Source organism: Aneurinibacillus migulanus (assembly GCF_001274715.1).
Lineage (GTDB): Bacteria > Bacillota > Bacilli > Aneurinibacillales > Aneurinibacillaceae > Aneurinibacillus > Aneurinibacillus migulanus.
The window spans coordinates 1988199-2005919 of record NZ_LGUG01000004.1; the positions used below are offsets into that span (position 1 = coordinate 1988199).

The following is a 17721-nucleotide window of genomic DNA, read 5'->3' on the forward strand; positions in this document are numbered from 1 at the left end:
AAAGGAGATTGTAAAAATGGATTCTACTCTAGACTCGGATATACCTGTTGTTTCGGACTTTAGGCAGCAGGAACCGGGAAAGCGCGTGCTCGTGATGACTGCTGTGTCGGCCGAGAGGGATGCGGTGCTGCGAGGACTGCGTGGTGCTGACAGATTTGACGTCTTAGTGGCAGGCGTGGGTCCGATAGCGACCGCAGCCAGCACAGCGAAGGCGTTAGCGCTGGCTGCTGATAAGTATGGCCTGGTCGTAAGTGCTGGTATCGGTGGCGGATTTATTGGCAGAGCTGATCTGGGCTCTTTAGTGGTGGCAGATGAAATTGTCGCCGCTGATCTGGGGGCAGAGACTCCGGAAGGGTTCCTTAGCTTAGATAAGATGGGCTTTGGCTATACCCGTATCCCGGTAGACGTTAGCATAGTGAGTCAGGTGGTTGAAGCGCTGAGAGCTGCTGAATTGGCAGTCACTACTGGCCCTGTGCTTACTGTATCGACAGTGACGGGTACGTCTGATACTGCATTGGAATTGGCTACACGGGTGCCGGGGGCGGCTGCCGAAGCGATGGAGGGCTTTGGGGTGGCTACTGCAGCACATGAGCATGGTGTGCCAATCTTGGAAATCCGCGCCATCTCAAACGTGGTCGGCCCGCGTGACCGGGCCGCATGGCGTATTGAAGAGGCATTAAATGCGCTAGAGTCAGCTAGTTCAGTATTACGGGAGGTATTACTATGAAAATTGCGTTTTCCCCTTGTCCCAATGACACTTTTGTTTTCCATGCCTGGGTACACGGACTGTTACCTGGTGCGCCAAAGCTTGATGTTACATATGCAGACATCGATATTACCAACAATCTGGCGGCTAACGGTGGTGGACCGGAAGTACTTAAGATTTCTTATGCTGCTCTACCTTGGGTACTGTCTGAGTACGCGCTATTGCCATGCGGAGGAGCATTAGGCAGGGGCTGTGGGCCATTGGTGCTAACGAAAAACGGTGCAGCCGGCACCAGTGATCCAGCAGTGTTGTCCGGACGGCGTGTAGCGGTGCCTAGTGAGCGTTCAACTGCCTATCTCTTATTCCGACTGTGGGCTGCCCAACAAGTTCCGGGAGGTGTAGGTGAAATTGTGGTTATGCCTTTCCATGAAATTATGCCAGCGGTCCGCGATGGTAAGATCGATGCCGGATTGGTCATCCACGAGGCACGCTTTACATACCCGTCATACGGGCTAAATCTTCTGACTGATTTAGGCAGCTGGTGGGAGACGGATACCGGTCTGCCGATTCCGTTAGGGGCAATTATTGCCCATCGCTCACTAGATTTAGCTGCGATCGCTGGCTGGGCACGCGCGTCGGTCGAATATGCATGGGCACATCCGGAAGCTTCGCAGGAGTACGTGCTACACCATGCTCAGGAGTTAGCTCCTGAAGTGGCACAGGCACATATCGACCTGTACGTCAACAAGTTTACTGCGAATTTGGGTGAAGATGGGTATGCGGCGGTGACCGCGTTGCTTAGCCGAGCCGCGGAAGAAGGGCTAGTACCAGAAATAGACCTGTCGACGTTAAGGTGACACGACCGATTGGAGCACGGTGTGGTGGCTATCCATTCTGGATGATATTGGATAATCAACACCCTTGATTTTTAGTCGTAGTCATTTTCTTTTTTAACTTTTAGAATTTGACCTGTATTTGCATGTATATCTATTTCATATATATTTTTCACTTGGCGGCTATTCCAGGTGTACGGACAAGCTGGGGAAAAAGCTTTAAAGAGTATACGGACAATAACATTCTAGCGACGCAGCTATTATTAGAAGCAGCTCAGAATTCTGCGGTTAAAAAAATAGTGTATGCTTCTTCTTCCTTTGTGTATGGAGGGATGATAGGACCGGCAGACGAGCGGCAAACTCCGCATCCGATCTCTCCTTATGAGGTAACTAAATTATCAGCCGAACACTTATGTCAATTATACGCACACAATTTTCAAGTTCCTGTTATTTCCCTTCGCTATTTTACTGTATTCGGACCGTGTCAACGTCCGGATATGGCTTTTCATCAATTTATTTATTGTATTTTGCAAGAGCGTCCCATTGTAATTTTCGGTGATGGTGAGCAGTCTCGGGACTTTACGTTTATCGATGATGTTGTGGTCGCTAATTTTTCCGCTATGCAATCTAAACATGATGGAAATGCCAAAGCCGATAATCACTTCAAGATATAGTTGATTATCGGTTTCCTAGCTATTTGAAAAAATTTTTGGACTTCGAAATCGAATCCGTTATTTGTTATCATGTAGGCTTATGCAATACCAACGTTAAAGAGCAGTTTTATAATCTCGTGGAACAAGGTCATTCTGCGGAATATGTGATGAAATAATACAGGTTGAAGAAGAGGGTGTCCCAAAAGTAACTTTTGGGCACCCTTTTTCACGTAAAAAAAAAGAAAATCGCTCTTTTTGATATAATGAAGTCACCACAACAAACAAAATATCAGAAAGGAACGATTTTCTTATGTACACTCATTATACCACTCGCCAGTTAGTTCTTCCAATGGATATTGAGATCCTAATCCCCGATCATCACCTGTGCCGAATTGTGGATGCAGCGGTTGAAAAAATAGACCCTCGCTTGTTTATTCCTCTCCACCCAGGCGGAGGGCGCCCTCCTTATCCTCCAAAAATGATGCTAAAAATGATTCTGTATGCGTATACCAATCGCATATATTCCTCTCGGCAGATCGCCAAACAGCTGGGTGAGAATATTTACTTCATGTGGCTTTCCGAAAATCAAAAACCGGATTTTCGTACCATCAACCGTTTCCGTTCCGAACGCATGAAGGATGTGATTTATGAAACGTTCTTCTCCCTCGTCGATCTGCTTCGTCAGGAAGGGCTGGTGAAGCTGGAAGATTACTTTTTGGACGGGACAAAAATCGAAGCCAATGCCAACAAATATACGTTTGTTTGGCGGAAGTCCACTGAAAAATATGATCAAAAGCTGGACGAGAAATTCCAGCAGATTGTTACATCCATTGAAGAAGTGACACGGGAAGATGAACAGGCAGAAAAGGAAACAGATTTTCAGGGAAAGTGGGAAGAAACACCGATTACATCCGAGAAAATCGAGGAAACGATAAAAAAGGTAGAAAAACGACTCGAACAGCATCCGAAAAATCGAACCCTAAAGAAAGCAAAGCGTCAACTGGAAAAAGATCTTCTACCCCGGAAACAAAAGTACGAAGAACAAAAGGCCACCTTCGGGGAACGCAACAGCTTTTCGAAGACGGATCCTGATGCGACGTTTATGCGGATGAAAGATGATCCTATGAAAAACGGCCAGTTGAAACCTGGTTACAATGTACAAATGGGAACAGAAGGTCAATTTATCACCGGATTCAGTCTTCACCAACGGGCGGGAGATCCTGGCTGCCTGATTCCTCATTTTGAAGTTCTTGAGCAATACAATCGCCCTAAACCAAAGGCGTTGATTGGCGATTCCGGATATGGGAGCGAGGAGAATTACGTCTATTGCGAAAAGAAAGAAATCGAGGCGTACGTCAAATACAGTACCTTCGATAAGGAACAAACGAAAACATGGAAGAATCAAGTGGGTCGTCTGGAGAACATGACGTACGACGAAGAACAGGATAAGTGGATGTGTGCGAACAATAAACGACTGACCTTTCGTTATGAAAAGAAACAGAAGTCGGACAATGGATATGAATCGATCAAGCGAGTGTACCTTTGTGCGGACTGTCATGGCTGTCCATTTCAAGCGTCTTGCGCAAAAGGAAAAGAAACCAAAAGGATCACTGTTTCGATGGAAAATCAAAAACAGCGCAAAGACGTACGGGAACGGCTGGCAACCGAAGAAGGAGAACGAAAATACAGCCAGCGAAAAATCGATGTGGAACCTGTGTTTGGTCAAATCAAACATAATCGCCAGTTTCATCGATTTTCATTAAGAGGCCTATCCAAAAATACGGTGGAATGGGGTCTTATTTGTGCTGCCCATAACCTCATAAAATGGACCCTAAAATTAAATCAACAATCAAAAGAACCACAAATACGGAGATAAATAGAAAGAAAATCGAGGATAAGCAACCTTTAAAATCCATATTCAGGTAAAAAAAGAAGGGCTGGCTCGAAAAAATCGTTTTTCAACGACCTTTTGAGACAGCCTCTTGTATTTCATTGAGCAAGTAAGATATATGTAAACAACGATAGATTAGCCTCTGTTATTTCATGTAATCGGGTAAGATGTAACCTTCAAAGTTTGGATCTGTTTTAATTATTTCTTTAAATTCTTTTGAACGGTATGCTTCATATACAGCTTTTGCCCATTCGCTGTCTTTATCTTGACTCCGAACAACGGCTACAACGCGGTGCTCCATAGGTGTTTCTTCTAATACGAACGCTTCGGATAATTTATGACCGGAAGAGATGACAAAATTTCCGTTCAAAATGCCGAAATCCAAATCGTCCATAGCTCGTGGAATTTGTGCGGATTCTAACGGAACAAACGTTAATTTATGAGATCCCTGGACAATATCCTTTTCAGAAATAGTTAAAAGATTAGCAGTATCTTTTACCTTAATCCAGCCCAGTTTTTCAATAATTCTCAATGCTCTTTCTGAATTCACCGGATCGTTTGGAATAGCTACCCTCATTCCATCTTTTACGTCAGCTTCCGATGTATGTTTATAAGAATATAAGCCCTGAGGAGCGGAAGGAACATGAGTAAGCACGGCTAGATCATAATTATTTTCTTTTGAGATGCTTTTCATGTATGCGGTGCTTTGGTGTACGTTTAAGTCGATTTCTCCTCTCGATAATGCAGCAGTAGACTCATTGCTTGAACTAAATTCCATAACTTTCACTTTATAGCCTTTCTGTTCTAAAAAGGGCTTAATTCCTTTTGACACTTGATCGCTATATGGTCCCGGAGTAAAACCGAACACAATTTCTTTTTTCTCATTGTTTGCATTTGAGGGGCTTGAGCATCCTGTTAATGGGGAAACAAGAAAAATAACCGATAAAACAAATGAAAAAACTTGGTTTTTATAGCGAAAAAAAATCATTTTTTACCCTCCGATTTTAGTTGCTTGTAAAAAATGTAGTGAGGAGTAGTTTTTGATTAACTTATAGGAAAAGTCGGATTAATGATTACAAAAATAATCAGTAGTATTTTCCTCCTTTCTACAGAGCATTAGCAATAAAAACCATTCTCTTGCTTACTGTGAGGAGATTTCTATATTTATGCCTTACATAATACATACAATAGTTAGCAATGTCAACAAAAAGTTGCAAGTAACCGTTAAAAGGAATAGAATCCAGTATTTCAGCCTTTCCATAAACAGTTATTCCCCTTATCATATATAAATGTCCTTATTTAATTTGGAGAGGAGGATGTATATGATTATTCTTGGCATTATTTTGCTTCTAGTATTATTCTTAGCCTTGAGGGCAGCATATCGTAATACGTTTGATGTCGCTATACAGAAAGTGGAAGTGAACGTTGATTTTCCTAATGATAAAGAGCTGAATATCTTACATCTTTCTGATATGCACATCGAGAACCTGTCGATTACTCCTGAAAATCTTTATGACAAGATAAAGGATATGAAAATCGACTTGATCGCTTTAACCGGAGATCAACTGGAGCGCGAAAGAAATATTCAACCGTTTATGAAATATATCGAGATACTAAAGAAAATACAGGCTCCTTATGGTATATATGTAGTTTTTGGCAATCATGATTATTTGCTTCGTAAAAGCAGCCTGGAATCTTTTCGTAAAACGTTAGAAAACCATGGCTGTATCGTGATGCAAAACGAGAATAGAACGCTGCATCTTGGAGATACAAGGCTTAATATTATCGGTATTGATGATTTCAGTACCCGGCGTAGCAATCTCGTCCAATCGTACAGAGGAGTGGATCAGGGAGTTAATTTGGTGTTGACTCATGATCCGAATGTAGTACTTCAGATGAAGGATGCTCCATTCGATTATTTGCTCTCCGGTCATTTTCACGGCGGACAAATCCATTGGCCAAAACCGTATCATTTGGTGAAAATGGGGAAACTGGCACGCATGAACATCATTAAAGGACTTCATTATCATAATGAAAAGCCATTTTATATTAGTGAAGGATTGGGCCAAACCGGGATTAACATTCGTACAGGATGTCGGCCTGAAATTACGCTCCATACATTAAAAGGAAAAGAAAATAAAAGCGTGACACGTGCCAGTTAGAAGCTTCTGAACGACTTAGTCGTTTGGAAGCTTTTTTTTAGTATCTGGCAATGAGAAACGTTCTTTTCCTAATCTATAGAGCAGGGTGAATAAAGATGGGCAGTACAGAACAACATAACGGAAATCAACGCTATCTTTAGAAGGGGTAAGCAAAGAACTTCCTGCATACTTAATGGGAGTAAGCACATAGCTATGTTCTACAGTACGCATTACAACGGATGCAGAGAAGGGGAGATAGATACATTGAATATCCTAATAAAAGCTTGGTCGCTGTTAGATAAAGTTTATTTTTACTGTTCCCGGCTGGAATATGTAAATCAGGAAGCAAAAAACATTTTTCGGGTAAAACTTCTCACGTATCGCGGAAGAGAACTGTTTCTTACAAATGGCACCTCTATTCGGACGAATGATACGCTGCTTAAAATCCATCTGCATAATTGTTTGCTGATTGGAGAAACAATGAATATGAACAATGATACGAAACGGGCTCTGTATGTGTATAAACGTGTCGAGGAGTCAATGCCAGGTCTTGTTGACTTCATCCGTAATCATCCGCGGAAAGATGATATTAAAGGCATCATCGGAATTACCCTGCTACATCGGGGTGTCAGCAGGCTAGGGTTTGAAGTAAAGGACATAGAGAATTCACATTATAGGCGAGCGAAACAATTTTACATGAAGCCATTATTTCTCCTGTTTCATTTAAACAAACAACATCATAGGAAAAAAGAGAACATGGTGCCAAAGTTTCTCGTTATGTCGAAAGAACAATTGTTGGGCAAGTATTTGCAGGATGCATAGCTTGAAAGGTTTTTAGGCGGGGAGATATACCCGCTTTTTTATTTTGTTCATTTTCTTTTGTATTTTGTTACATTTTTACTAAAAATTTTTATTTATAATAAGAGTAAAATTCTGATGTATCAGGAGTAAAAGAAATGGGGCAATATAGTAGTTTTATTTACGTTTTTTGCATCATATTCCTACTTTCGGGATGCTCAATTTCCCGCGAGGAGCAGACAGCTGTACACATCGGCATATTGGTAGCCGGAGATACGCGCTTGGAAAAGGTGGAGGGGATGAAAAAAGGGTTGAATGATTTAGGAATGGATACGCGGAGCGTAACGTTTAGCATATACAATGCGAAAAACGATATGGTCGAGCTGAAGAAGCAGGCGGAACGCCTTATAGAGCAAGGGCCTGATATCGTGGTAGGTACAGGAGTGGCTGAAGGGCTTGCCATCGCGGAGACGATGGAGCAGAGAGCCAAGCGTCCCGTCGTATTGATTGGCATTACTTCGCCTGGCGTTTCTGACATCCAATCTGCTTATCAAGCAAAAGGTATACCGGTTACAGGGGTGGAGAACGGCTATATTGAATTGATAGCAAAGCGAATGGAGCTATTGCAGCTCTTGTTTCCGGACAGGGAGCAGTTTGTTGTGCTGCATGACCCCGGCGTAAAAGCAAGTGAGCTGGCGCTAGAGCGTGTAGAAGAAACAGCAGCAAGATGCGGATATTCCTTCGAAGCTGTATCGATTCGCAGCGAGGCTGATATTAAACAGTTATCTCAGAGACATTTTACGGGACATGAGGCGATTCTTACGCTGCCAAGCCACTATATTGAATCCCAAAACCGAGCGATTCAGCAGCTATCCACTCAAAAACGGGTCCCGATAATGGGTCTGACTGAGACGGAAGTAAAAAAAGGGTATACGGCATCCTACGGCGTTTCATATGAAAATCAAGGGTATCAGGCATCGCGCTTAGTGTTGCGAATGGTAAATGAAAAGTCCAGCAAAACCGTTCCGTTTGAGTTGCCGGATACTGTGAGTTTAAAAATCAATATTGCTGCGGCTGAGAATATTGACATCTCCTTTTCGAGAATCGGGCTGAGCTACGGTGAAGATATTTTTGCTGGAGGGGAGTGAAAAATGGAACGTTCACGAATCCCCAGGTTTTACCGTATCAAAGTTCGCGTGTTACTGATCAGTATTCTCATATCGATCGTTCCGGCTCTTATTATCGGCATGTACTTCTTATATTTTACAAAGCAGGATTTGGAGAAAAGTGTTCAAACGCAAAATGAATCAACAGCAGAACGCTTTGCGCAAAAAATGGAGTTCTTCCTCTTTCGTACAGAAGAAAGGCTAAAAACGACCCGTTTTTCGCTTCTAGCTACTCCTGTCGCTGAGGATAGGCAGGCCATCCTGTATCGTATGCTTAAAAAAGTTCCGCTTGCCGAAGAAGCAGTTGTGTTTAATCATAGAGGCAAGGTAGAGTACGGAGTTCATCGTTTTCAAATCATGCAAGAGGACCGGGAAGAAAGCTGGCAGGGAGAAACACTGCTAGATGAGCTAAAACAGAAAAAAGAATATTATGGTCCGGTGCAATTCCAGTCAAATAATATTCCGTATATGCAAATAGCAGTTCCGATATTTTCAGAAGACGGCAAAACATTTCGTGGCGGCATAGGCGTAAAAGTTCGTTTGCAAAGTGTGCTGACCTTACTAGAGGAAGTGAGCGATAAGAAGGAAGAAGCAATATTTATTTTCGATTCCAGAGGAAATCTTATCGGGCACAATGATTTTACGGAAGTTCTGCAAAGAAAACAGGTAAATGAAAGTTTTGTTGTCCGTCACTTTATGAGGGTGTCTAATCCAAAACTTCTTCCGATCCCTAGTCAGTATGCTAGCTATAACGGCAAAGAAGTGCTTGGGGTATACGCAATCGTTCCTCGAACAGGATGGGGGATTGCTGTAGAAGAGCCGGTTGAGAGTGCTTTTGCTCCTGTTCGTACCTTGTTTTTTAAGCTGTTGGCATTTTTACTTCTTATTGTATTAGGAGCCTCTGTCATAAGCGTTTTCCTCAGCCTTTTTTTTACCGGCCCGATTGAGTATTTGGAGAAGCTAGCCCGTAGCGTAGGACATGGACGGTCGAAAGAGCCCATTTTTATAAGAAGAAAAGACGAGCTCGGCCATTTAATTACTGTTTTTGGAGAAATGACAGAGCGTCTGGAAAGTCAGGGGAAGAAGCTCCTTCAGGAAAAAGAGAGACTGGATGCAATCGTGAATAATATGGGTATCGGCCTTGCGTTAATTACTCGAGATTGCCGTATTGCCTGGACGAATCCCATTGTAAGAGAATGGCTTGGGGAGGCAGCAACCGATAAAAAAACACTCTGCTATCAAGTGCTAAAAGGAACGCCCGCTATATGTAGACAATGTCCACTGCAAGGATCCGAGAATGAAAAATTATCTGCGGATATTGTTACCCACCTTATGCTAACAAACAAAGAAAGGATTTTTCGGCATAATGTGTACCAATTAAGGTATGCTGCGGAAGGCGAACCAGATTACTTGCTTGTCATCGAAGATATTACAGAACAAAGACGGATGGAGGATATTGCGATGCAAGCGGATAAACTATCTGCACTTGGCTTAATGGCCTCCGGTTTTGCCCATGAAATTAATAACCCATTAGCCACCATTCAAGTGTATGCGGAAGATTTGGTGGATCAAACACATACGCAGCGAGAGAGCCTGCTGGATGTTGAAGAAGTGGAACGATATTTGAATGTAATCTGTAAACATGTCGACAGAGCGAAGGAAATTACGCAAAAATTGCTGAATTTTTCGCGGAAATCGGAATGGCAGGAAGAGTATATTTACCTTCCAAACATTTGCAAAGAGAGTGTTTCCTTACTGTCCCATGCATTTACTAAAAAACAAGTAATGATATCAACGTCTATAGAACCAAATGTGCCATACATAAAAGGGGATGCTTTGCAGATAACACAAGTCTTTGTGAATCTGCTGCAAAATGCGCTTGATGCAATAGGTGAACAAGGCGTGATTACAGTAGAAATACATGCAAAGGGTGGGTACGTCCAGGTACATGTCATAGATAATGGAATCGGAATTTCTCCTGCATATGTAGGGAAAATATACGATCCCTTTTTCACGACAAAGCCAGTTGGTCAAGGAACCGGTCTGGGTCTTTCTATTTGTTATGGCATTATTACGAGAATGGGAGGGACCATCACAGTGAAAAGCACCGAAGGTCAGGGAACCACTGCAACGATAGAATTGCCGGCGATTAGGAAGGAGGTTCAAGATGAACAAGAAAAATATCAAGGTACTTATCGTGGATGATGAGGAAGATTTATTAGACTTGCTGGCGCAACGTATACGAAGAAAAGGAAACACCGTAGAACTAGCAGCTTCGGCAGAAGAAGCGCTGGCGCTGTTGCATGCTTTCTCTTTTGATGTAGGTATATATGATATAAAATTGCCCGGTATGGATGGGATCGAACTGCTCAGGCAGTCAAAAGAAAAGTATCCTAGTATGGAAGTGATTATGTTAACTGGGCACGGTACGATAGAAACGGCTATCGAATCGATGAAGATGGGAGCATATGATTATGTGAGCAAACCATATGCGCTATCTGAACTGGAAGCGGTGCTGGATAAAGCGTTTGAGAAGAAGCAGCTGAATGAAACAAACCATGGATTACAGCGTGTACTGCTTTCTAAAGAGAAGGACTTCTCCATTATTGGTGACAGTCCGTGCATGCAACGGTTAACGGAATTGATTCAGAAGCTGGCAAGCAGTGAAATACCGGTTCTCATCGAAGGAGAAAGCGGTACAGGAAAAGAGTTGGTAGCACGCGCACTTCATTTTTGGGGAGAGCGCTCGGAACAACCATTCATTACAGTAAATTCTGGGGCTTTGCCGGAAAGCTTGCTCGAATCGGAATTATTCGGTCATGTCAAAGGGGCATTCACAGGAGCTGTATCCGATAAAAAAGGAATTGTGGAATTGGCTGATCAGGGAACATTATTTCTCGATGAAATTGGAGAAATGCCGCAAAGCGTACAGGTTAAATTGCTTCGCTTTCTGGAAAGCGAAGAGTTTCGCAGGGTAGGTGATTCGTCGCTGCGATGGGTACACGTACGGATTGTCGCAGCAACGAACCGTACGCTGGAGGATGAGGTAGCACGCGGGCGTTTCCGTGAGGATTTATTCTATCGATTGAATGCTATGCGTGTATCCGTTCCTCCTTTAAGGGAAAGGAAGGAAGACATTCCTTTATTGGTACAGCATCTTCTTGCACAAAGCAGAGGAAGAGAACAGATAAGTGTAGATGAAAAGGCACTGCATGCGCTTATGCGCTATACATTTCCCGGGAACATAAGAGAGCTTGCCTATATGCTGGAAAGGGGAGTAATTTTAGCGAGGGGAAATGTCATCAAAACAGAAGACTTGTTAATTCCTGACGTAGATAGTAGTAAAGAGGAAGAAAGTATAGAAGAATGGCTTTCTCTTTCCCAGATAGAAAGACAACATATAGGACGTGTAATGGAATTTTGTCATGGTAATAAAACACATGCAGCGCGTATTCTTGGTATTAGCGTCCGTAATCTATATCGAAAATTGGCAGAGTATCACATATAAGCTATATATATACATCTGATTTGATAAATCGACAAATGTTTATGGTGGGAGGTAAGAAAAGAAGGAAGGACGGTGGGCGGGAGCGGTCGGAAAAAGACACGTTTGCCTTTCTTCTGCTGGAGCGCAGGGCGCATCCAACCTCTTCTTTTTTCCGAATCTCCTATTTCCAACCACACTCCACTGTCAAAATATCAAGTGTAATTTATATAGTAACCATGACATTTTGTCCTGGTACTGTGACAAAATGACATAGTTATATTAAGCAGAAGGCACGCTATCGTCCGTGTTCTCTGCTTTTTTCTTTTGGCATGTATTTTGCTTATTGAAAAGAGTGAAGGAAAGAAACTACCGAATAAGGAGAGTGGAAGCAATGAACAGAGAGAAAGAGAAAAAGAAAAGAAAATATGGAGTATTTCCTATGTTGGTAGCCGCTTCTTTAGTATTTGCCGGCTGCGGTACAGCTACAACCAGCCAGAGTGAACCAGCCAAAAATGCTACCGAGCAAACACCGGCAACTAAGGAGATTGCATTTAATCCACCGAAGCTTGAAGATGCGCCCAAGGGGGAATTGGGAGAGGCTATTCAGCTTGGATATAAAATGGTAACAGATACGAAGGCAACTGTACCACAAAATGTAGGTAATAATTTATCCTGCATTAGCTGTCATGCGGATGGAGGAACGAACAAAATAGCTTCTCCATTGGTCGGAGTAACCGCAGTGCATCCACAATATCGTGATCGTGAAGGCAAGGTCATTACAATGGAAGATCGTATTAACGAATGTTTCAAACGAAGCATGAACGGAAAGCCACTGGAAGCGGGAAGTAAGGAAATGACTGCCATGATCGCGTACCTTACGTATATTTCAGAAGGAATCCCAACTGGCGCGGATATACCATGGCGTGGCAAAAGTAAAGTTTCGCTTGAAGGAATTACGCCCGATAAAGCGAACGGCGAGAAACTATATAAGCAGTCTTGCCTGGCCTGTCACGGAACTGATGGTTCCGGAACAGGTCCTGCGTCAGGTCCTGCGGTCTGGGGTGAGCATTCATTCAATGACGGTGCAGGATTGGCAAGGATTTCGCAAATGACAGGGTATATTCAAAAAAATATGCCCAAGGCGGAAATGGGAGGCGTAAAGCCTGGAGAATTAAGCAAGCAACAGGCCGCCGATTTAGCTGCCTACTTGTTAGCACAGGAGCGTCCAGAGTTTACTGGTAAGAAGAATGACTGGCCGAAAGGAAACAAACCTAAAGATGTTAAGTACTAAGTAGAGAACAAAATGCCGCCCTTATATGAGGCGGCATTTTATTTTACCATATTTTCTCCGCAGCACATATTGTGGAAGTATACGTGTACATAAGGAGAAGTTACATTATGGTAATGCTAGTATAGCATATTTTTTACTGAAGGAAAATATTTTTACTTGGGTAAAAAATGATTCGCTTCTTGGTACCTTTTTTCTACCTCGTTCCAATTTACAACATTCCACCATGCAGTAACGAACTCAGGCCGCCTGTTTTGATATTTTAAATAATAAGCGTGTTCCCATACGTCGATAATCATGAGTGGTATTTTTTCTTCGGTAAGTGGAGTGTCTTGGTTTGCGGTACTTATTACCTCTAGCTTACCGTTGTGTAAAACAAGCCAACCATATCCGCTGCCAAAACGGCTAATAGCGGCTGTAGATAGCATTTCCTTCATATTTTCAAAGCTTCCGAAACAGGTTTGAATCGCTTCGGCAAGCATACCTGAAGGTTTTCCTCCTCCATTTGGGCTCATGACTGACCAGAAAAGAGAGTGGTTGTAATGACCGCCCCCATTGTTTTGTACTGCGGTCCGAATGGAATCGGGAATATTATGCAGATTGCTTAATAACCATTCAATGGGTTTATCAGCTAATGCATCATAGCCTTCAAGAGCGGTGTTTAGATTATTGATGTATGTGGCATGGTGCTTGCTGTGATGAATTTCCAACGTCCTGGCATCGATATAAGGTTCAAGCTCGTCGTATGCGTAAGATAAGGTTGGTAACGTAAACATTGTAGCGTGTAGTCCTCCTTTTATTGCAAAGTGTATTTCGATTACTACTATACATCAAAAGTTTCCTTTAGTAAAATTTTTTTACTTAGGTAAAAATACATTTGTTTTATTATCGTTGCAACGGATGAAATAATTGCTATTGTAACGATTGACAAATACTAAGAATACAATATAATCAATATATGAATACATGCTCATGTTTTCAAAATTATTGTTAACTAAAGCTTGCATAGCGTATATGTTGTGTAATTCTACACACGGATAAACGAATAAAGTAAGGAGGGGAATGAGCGATGGCGATAAGAAAAGAATTATTGTTAGAGGGGCTGGATTGTGCGAACTGCGCTAATAAAATACAGGGGAAAGTCCAAGAGCTGAAGGGGGTTGAAACAGCAAGCGTGGACTTTGTATCAAGGCGATTGATGATACAAGTAAAGGATGGGACAGATGCACAGCATGTAGTAAAGCAGGCGAAAGCAACGATACATAAATTAGAACCGCATATACGAGCTACAGAAGAAAATAAGCACTCCCATAACAAACATGCACATGAGCATAATGCGAACAATACGAGAAAAACGTTGATTCGGCTGGGGCTTGGAGCAGCTATTGCGCTCGTAGCAGGACTGGCAAAGCTGCCTCTTCCGCTTGAACTTTCTCTGTTTTTGCTAAGTTATGTGATTGTCGGCGGAGATGTAGTGTTTCGCGCACTCAGAAATATCACAAGAGGGCAAGTGTTTGACGAGAATTTTTTGATGACTATTGCGACAGTCGGCGCGTTTTGTATCAAGCAATTTCCGGAAGCGGTCGGTGTAATGCTTTTCTATCAGGTGGGGGAGTATCTACAAGGAATTGCAGTTAATCGTTCCCGCAAATCCATTAGTGCTCTCATGGATATCCGGCCGGATTATGCGAATGTTAAAATTGGAAATGAAATCAAAACCGTCTCCCCGGAAGAAGTGCGAGTCGGCGATAGTATACTTGTGAAACCAGGTGAAAAAATCCCGTTAGACGGAGAAGTTATTGAAGGAAATTCAATGCTTGATACGTCTGCGTTAACCGGTGAATCCGTGCCAAAGCAAGCGGGACCTGGAAGCGAAGTATTAAGCGGGTGCATTAACAAAAACGGTGTATTGACCATAAAGGTTACAAAAGCATATAGTGAGTCCACCGTGTCAAAAATTTTGGATCTTGTACAGAATGCCAGTAGCCGAAAAGCATCGACAGAAAACTTTATTACAAAATTTGCCCGCTATTACACACCTGTTGTCGTGCTGGGTGCCTTGTTGCTGGCAATTGTGCCCCCCTTGCTGATTTCTGGTGAATCTTTTGCTGATTGGATATATCGCGCTTTGGTATTCCTTGTTATATCATGTCCATGCGCTCTTGTTATTTCTATCCCATTAGGATTTTTCGGAGGAATTGGCGCGGCATCCAAAAAGGGGATCTTGGTCAAAGGAAGTAACTATCTCGAGGCACTTAACGATGTAAAATATGTGGTTTTTGATAAAACCGGTACGATAACAAAAGGCGTATTTCATGTAACGGATATTCAGACTCGGGGCGAACGAACAAAAGAAGAGCTTTTGGAGTACGCTGCTGTTGCGGAATCATACTCTAACCATCCTATTGCACAATCCATTCTGCAAGCGTATGGAAGAGACATACACAAAGATAATGTGGAAGAGTATGAAGAGATTTCTGGTCATGGTATTAAAGTAAAAATTCAGGGTAGAACGGTGCTTGCAGGAAATGCAAAACTGATGGAGAAGTCGCATGTAGAGTTTTTTGTTCCGGATACATTCGGTACGGTGGTGCATATTGCAATAGATGGAACATACGAAGGGTACATCGTCATCTCTGATGAACCGAAAGAAGATGCGAAGCATGCCATCCAGCAATTAAAAAAACTAGGCATCAAAAAAACGATTATGCTAACAGGCGACGTGCAACGTGTAGCAGAAAAGGTCGGAAGACAATTGGAATTCGATGAAGTATATGCTGAACTGCTTCCGCAAGATAAGGTCGAGAAGCTAGAAGGGTTAGATGCACGAAAAGGTACAAAGGAAAAGTTGATATTCGTTGGTGATGGCATTAATGATACGCCTGTTCTGGCAAGGGCTGATGTGGGTGTTGCGATGGGAGGAGTGGGTTCCGATGCGGCAATTGAAGCAGCAGACATTGTCATTATGACAGATGAGCCTTCAAAAATAGCCACCGCTATTACCATCGCCAAACATACCCGGAAAATCGTCTGGCAAAATATCATATTTGCATTAGCGGTCAAAGGATTTTTCTTGCTGCTCGGTGCGCTTGGCATTGCAACGATGTGGGAGGCTGTATTCTCAGATGTTGGTGTAACTATATTAGCTGTGTTGAATTCCATGAGAGTGACAAAGGTGAACGATATAAAGTAAAAACTCGCGGGCATGCCTCGCGAGTTTTTTTAGGATTTTATTGGGTGGTGTAACAATAAGTTTGAACCTTATCTTGTCTACTGTTTTTTAGAGGGAAGTTGGTTCAGGCTTTTAAATTCATATCCCTGTTTGCGCGCGTCGTCAATGATTTTCCCCATTGCGTCAGCATTGTCTTTGGAAACCGAGTGAAGCAGAATCACTGCGCCCGGGTGAAGCTGTCGCATGAAATTATCGTATGCATATTTCCAGCCTCTTTGCGCCTTTGTATCCCAATCTTTGTAAGCAAGGGACCAAAAGACACTTGTATATCCAAGTTGCCTGCTTATTGCCAGCGTTCGCTCGCTAAAAATTCCTCTGGGCGGTCGCAGGAAGGGCGCTTCCTTTTGTCCGGTAACTTGAGCGATTCCTTCCTTCACTTTTTCCAACTCTTCTTTAATCCTATCGTTAGAAATTTGGCTCATGTCCGGGTGGCTCCAGGAATGGTTTCCAATTAGATGACCTTCCTTTACCATTCGTTTTAAGAGGTCGGGCTGGTCTTTAATATAGTGCCCAGTGACAAAGAAGGTGGCCGGTACCCTTTTTTCCTTTAGCGTATTAAGAATTTGAGCCGTATAGCCGTTCTCATAACCATTGTCAAATGTGAGATACAATTCTTTCTTTGTTGTATCACCAAGGAAGATAGCTCCATGCTTTTCTACAATATCCTTGAAGCCTTCTTCGTCAATGGAAGGGAGTTGGCCATTTTTGCTCTTTTTAAAGCCGAAGTGGTAAGGAGTATCCCGATAACCCTCTGCTGCGTACAGCGGCAATGAAACAACAAGCAAAACTAGAGCAATGAAGAAAAGTACACGTTTCATTCACATATTCACTCCCAAATATATGTAGCTTTTTGTTTAAAGCCGTTGGAGATAGGTTTCCAACAAGAACGAGAAGTTATGTGCCTTGCCACAAAATGAAAAGCAGACGGCAAAACCTGCCATCTGCTCCTATGTTTGATTTTTTACATGTCTCTATATTTTAACTTATTGACGATCGAGTCGGCTACTTCTTCCGGAGTTTGATCGTCAGTACGGATTTTAAGATGGTGTTTGGAATACGCGAGTTGTCTCTTTTCGAACAATTCATGGATCTCATCGAGCGTTCGATTGTGTAATACCGGCCGGTTATCGACGAGTATATCCATCCGTTCTTTCCAGGAATCCCATGATAAATCAAGAAAAAGCACAAAAGAGCTGGTTAGGCATGTTTCTCTGATTTCCTCTTGCTGAAAAGCCCCGCCTCCTAGAGAAACGATTTTATCATGCTGATTTTTGCAAATATCGATAACGGTTTCTTTTTCTATTTTGCGAAAATGCTGTTCGCCTAACTCTTTAAACATTTGCGGAATGGGCATATTGTATTTTTCTTCAATATACTGATCGATATCTATAAAGTCCCTGTTTAGCTTATTAGCGATGAGTTGGCCTACGGTTGTTTTTCCTACTCCCATGAAGCCAATTAATACGATATTTTTCTCTTTAACAGGAATGTCTGTTTCCTTGTTCATGTATGTTCTGCTCCTATTC

General features: G+C 42.5%; 15 protein-coding genes and 1 pseudogene. 12 read left to right on the plus strand and 4 right to left on the minus strand.

The window, feature by feature from the left end; translation table 11 throughout:
- Nucleotides 1-16 precede the first annotated feature (16 nt).
- From AF333_RS11550 to AF333_RS11565, 4 genes are all read left to right on the plus strand, one after another.
- On the plus strand, nt 17-727 hold the full coding sequence (locus tag AF333_RS11550; RefSeq protein ID WP_043064437.1) for a futalosine hydrolase: 711 nt from the start codon (nt 17-19) through the stop codon (nt 725-727).
- Nucleotides 724-1563: a 1,4-dihydroxy-6-naphthoate synthase gene (locus AF333_RS11555; protein WP_043064436.1), complete on the plus strand. Its 840-nt coding sequence runs from the start codon at nt 724-726 to the stop codon at nt 1561-1563. Before AF333_RS11550 ends, AF333_RS11555 begins: the two co-directional genes overlap by 4 nt.
- Before the next feature lie 152 nt (nt 1564-1715).
- A complete protein-coding gene (locus tag AF333_RS11560) occupies nt 1716-2213 on the plus strand; it encodes an NAD-dependent epimerase/dehydratase family protein (protein WP_235496386.1) in 498 nt (165 codons plus the stop codon).
- 289 nt (nt 2214-2502) lie between these two features.
- Nucleotides 2503-4068, plus strand: coding sequence for an IS1182 family transposase (locus AF333_RS11565; protein WP_053432684.1), 1566 nt, complete (start codon nt 2503-2505; stop codon nt 4066-4068).
- 160 nt (nt 4069-4228) lie between these two features.
- Here the strand turns inward: AF333_RS11565 and AF333_RS11570 are convergent, their stop codons facing one another.
- Nucleotides 4229-5071: a MetQ/NlpA family ABC transporter substrate-binding protein gene (locus AF333_RS11570; RefSeq protein WP_043066970.1), complete on the minus strand. Its 843-nt coding sequence runs from the start codon at nt 5069-5071 to the stop codon at nt 4229-4231.
- Nucleotides 5072-5399: 328 nt separating this feature from the next.
- Here AF333_RS11570 and AF333_RS11575 point away from each other — a divergent pair, with 328 nt between their 5' ends.
- The 7 genes from AF333_RS11575 (at nt 5400) to AF333_RS11600 (ending at nt 12966) form a co-directional block, all read left to right on the plus strand.
- Nucleotides 5400-6245, plus strand: a complete 846-nt coding sequence (locus AF333_RS11575) for a metallophosphoesterase (RefSeq protein WP_043066969.1) — start codon at nt 5400-5402, stop codon at nt 6243-6245.
- 243 nt (nt 6246-6488) lie between these two features.
- Nucleotides 6489-7046 (plus strand): YkoP family protein, encoded by a 558-nt coding sequence (locus tag AF333_RS11580; protein WP_043066988.1) that lies wholly within the window; start codon nt 6489-6491, stop codon nt 7044-7046.
- A gap of 134 nt (nt 7047-7180) precedes the next feature.
- A complete protein-coding gene (locus tag AF333_RS11585; protein ID WP_043066968.1) occupies nt 7181-8170 on the plus strand; it encodes an ABC transporter substrate-binding protein in 990 nt (329 codons plus the stop codon).
- A gap of 3 nt (nt 8171-8173) precedes the next feature.
- Nucleotides 8174-10393: an ATP-binding protein gene (locus AF333_RS11590; protein WP_052812175.1), complete on the plus strand. Its 2220-nt coding sequence runs from the start codon at nt 8174-8176 to the stop codon at nt 10391-10393.
- Complete coding sequence (locus tag AF333_RS11595) at nt 10356-11696, plus strand: sigma-54-dependent transcriptional regulator (protein WP_043066967.1); 1341 nt, start codon at nt 10356-10358, stop codon at nt 11694-11696. The genes AF333_RS11590 and AF333_RS11595 overlap by 38 nt, the downstream gene beginning before the upstream one ends.
- 20 nt (nt 11697-11716) lie before the next feature.
- Nucleotides 11717-11944 carry a hypothetical protein gene (locus tag AF333_RS35050; RefSeq protein WP_235496387.1) on the plus strand — a complete coding sequence of 76 codons (228 nt, stop codon included), beginning with the start codon at nt 11717-11719 and terminating at the stop codon, nt 11942-11944.
- A gap of 122 nt (nt 11945-12066) precedes the next feature.
- Complete coding sequence (locus AF333_RS11600) at nt 12067-12966, plus strand: c-type cytochrome (RefSeq protein ID WP_043066966.1); 900 nt, start codon at nt 12067-12069, stop codon at nt 12964-12966.
- A 152-nt stretch (nt 12967-13118) separates the two neighbouring features.
- On the opposite strand, the gene AF333_RS11605 is transcribed toward AF333_RS11600, so the two are convergent.
- Complete coding sequence (locus AF333_RS11605; RefSeq protein WP_043066965.1) at nt 13119-13739, minus strand: superoxide dismutase; 621 nt, start codon at nt 13737-13739, stop codon at nt 13119-13121.
- A gap of 299 nt (nt 13740-14038) precedes the next feature.
- Between AF333_RS11605 and AF333_RS11610 the strand changes: the two are divergent.
- Nucleotides 14039-16156 (plus strand): annotated as a pseudogene (locus tag AF333_RS11610) (heavy metal translocating P-type ATPase); the annotation flags it as partial.
- A gap of 77 nt (nt 16157-16233) precedes the next feature.
- Here the strand turns inward: AF333_RS11610 and pdaA are convergent.
- A complete protein-coding gene (gene pdaA / locus AF333_RS11615) occupies nt 16234-17013 on the minus strand; it encodes a delta-lactam-biosynthetic de-N-acetylase (protein WP_043066963.1) in 780 nt (259 codons plus the stop codon).
- 143 nt (nt 17014-17156) lie between these two features.
- The gene (locus AF333_RS11620; protein ID WP_043066962.1) at nt 17157-17702 is read right to left on the minus strand and encodes a shikimate kinase; all 546 of its coding nucleotides are present in this window, start codon (nt 17700-17702) and stop codon (nt 17157-17159) included.
- Between the last annotated feature and the right edge of the window lie 19 nt (nt 17703-17721).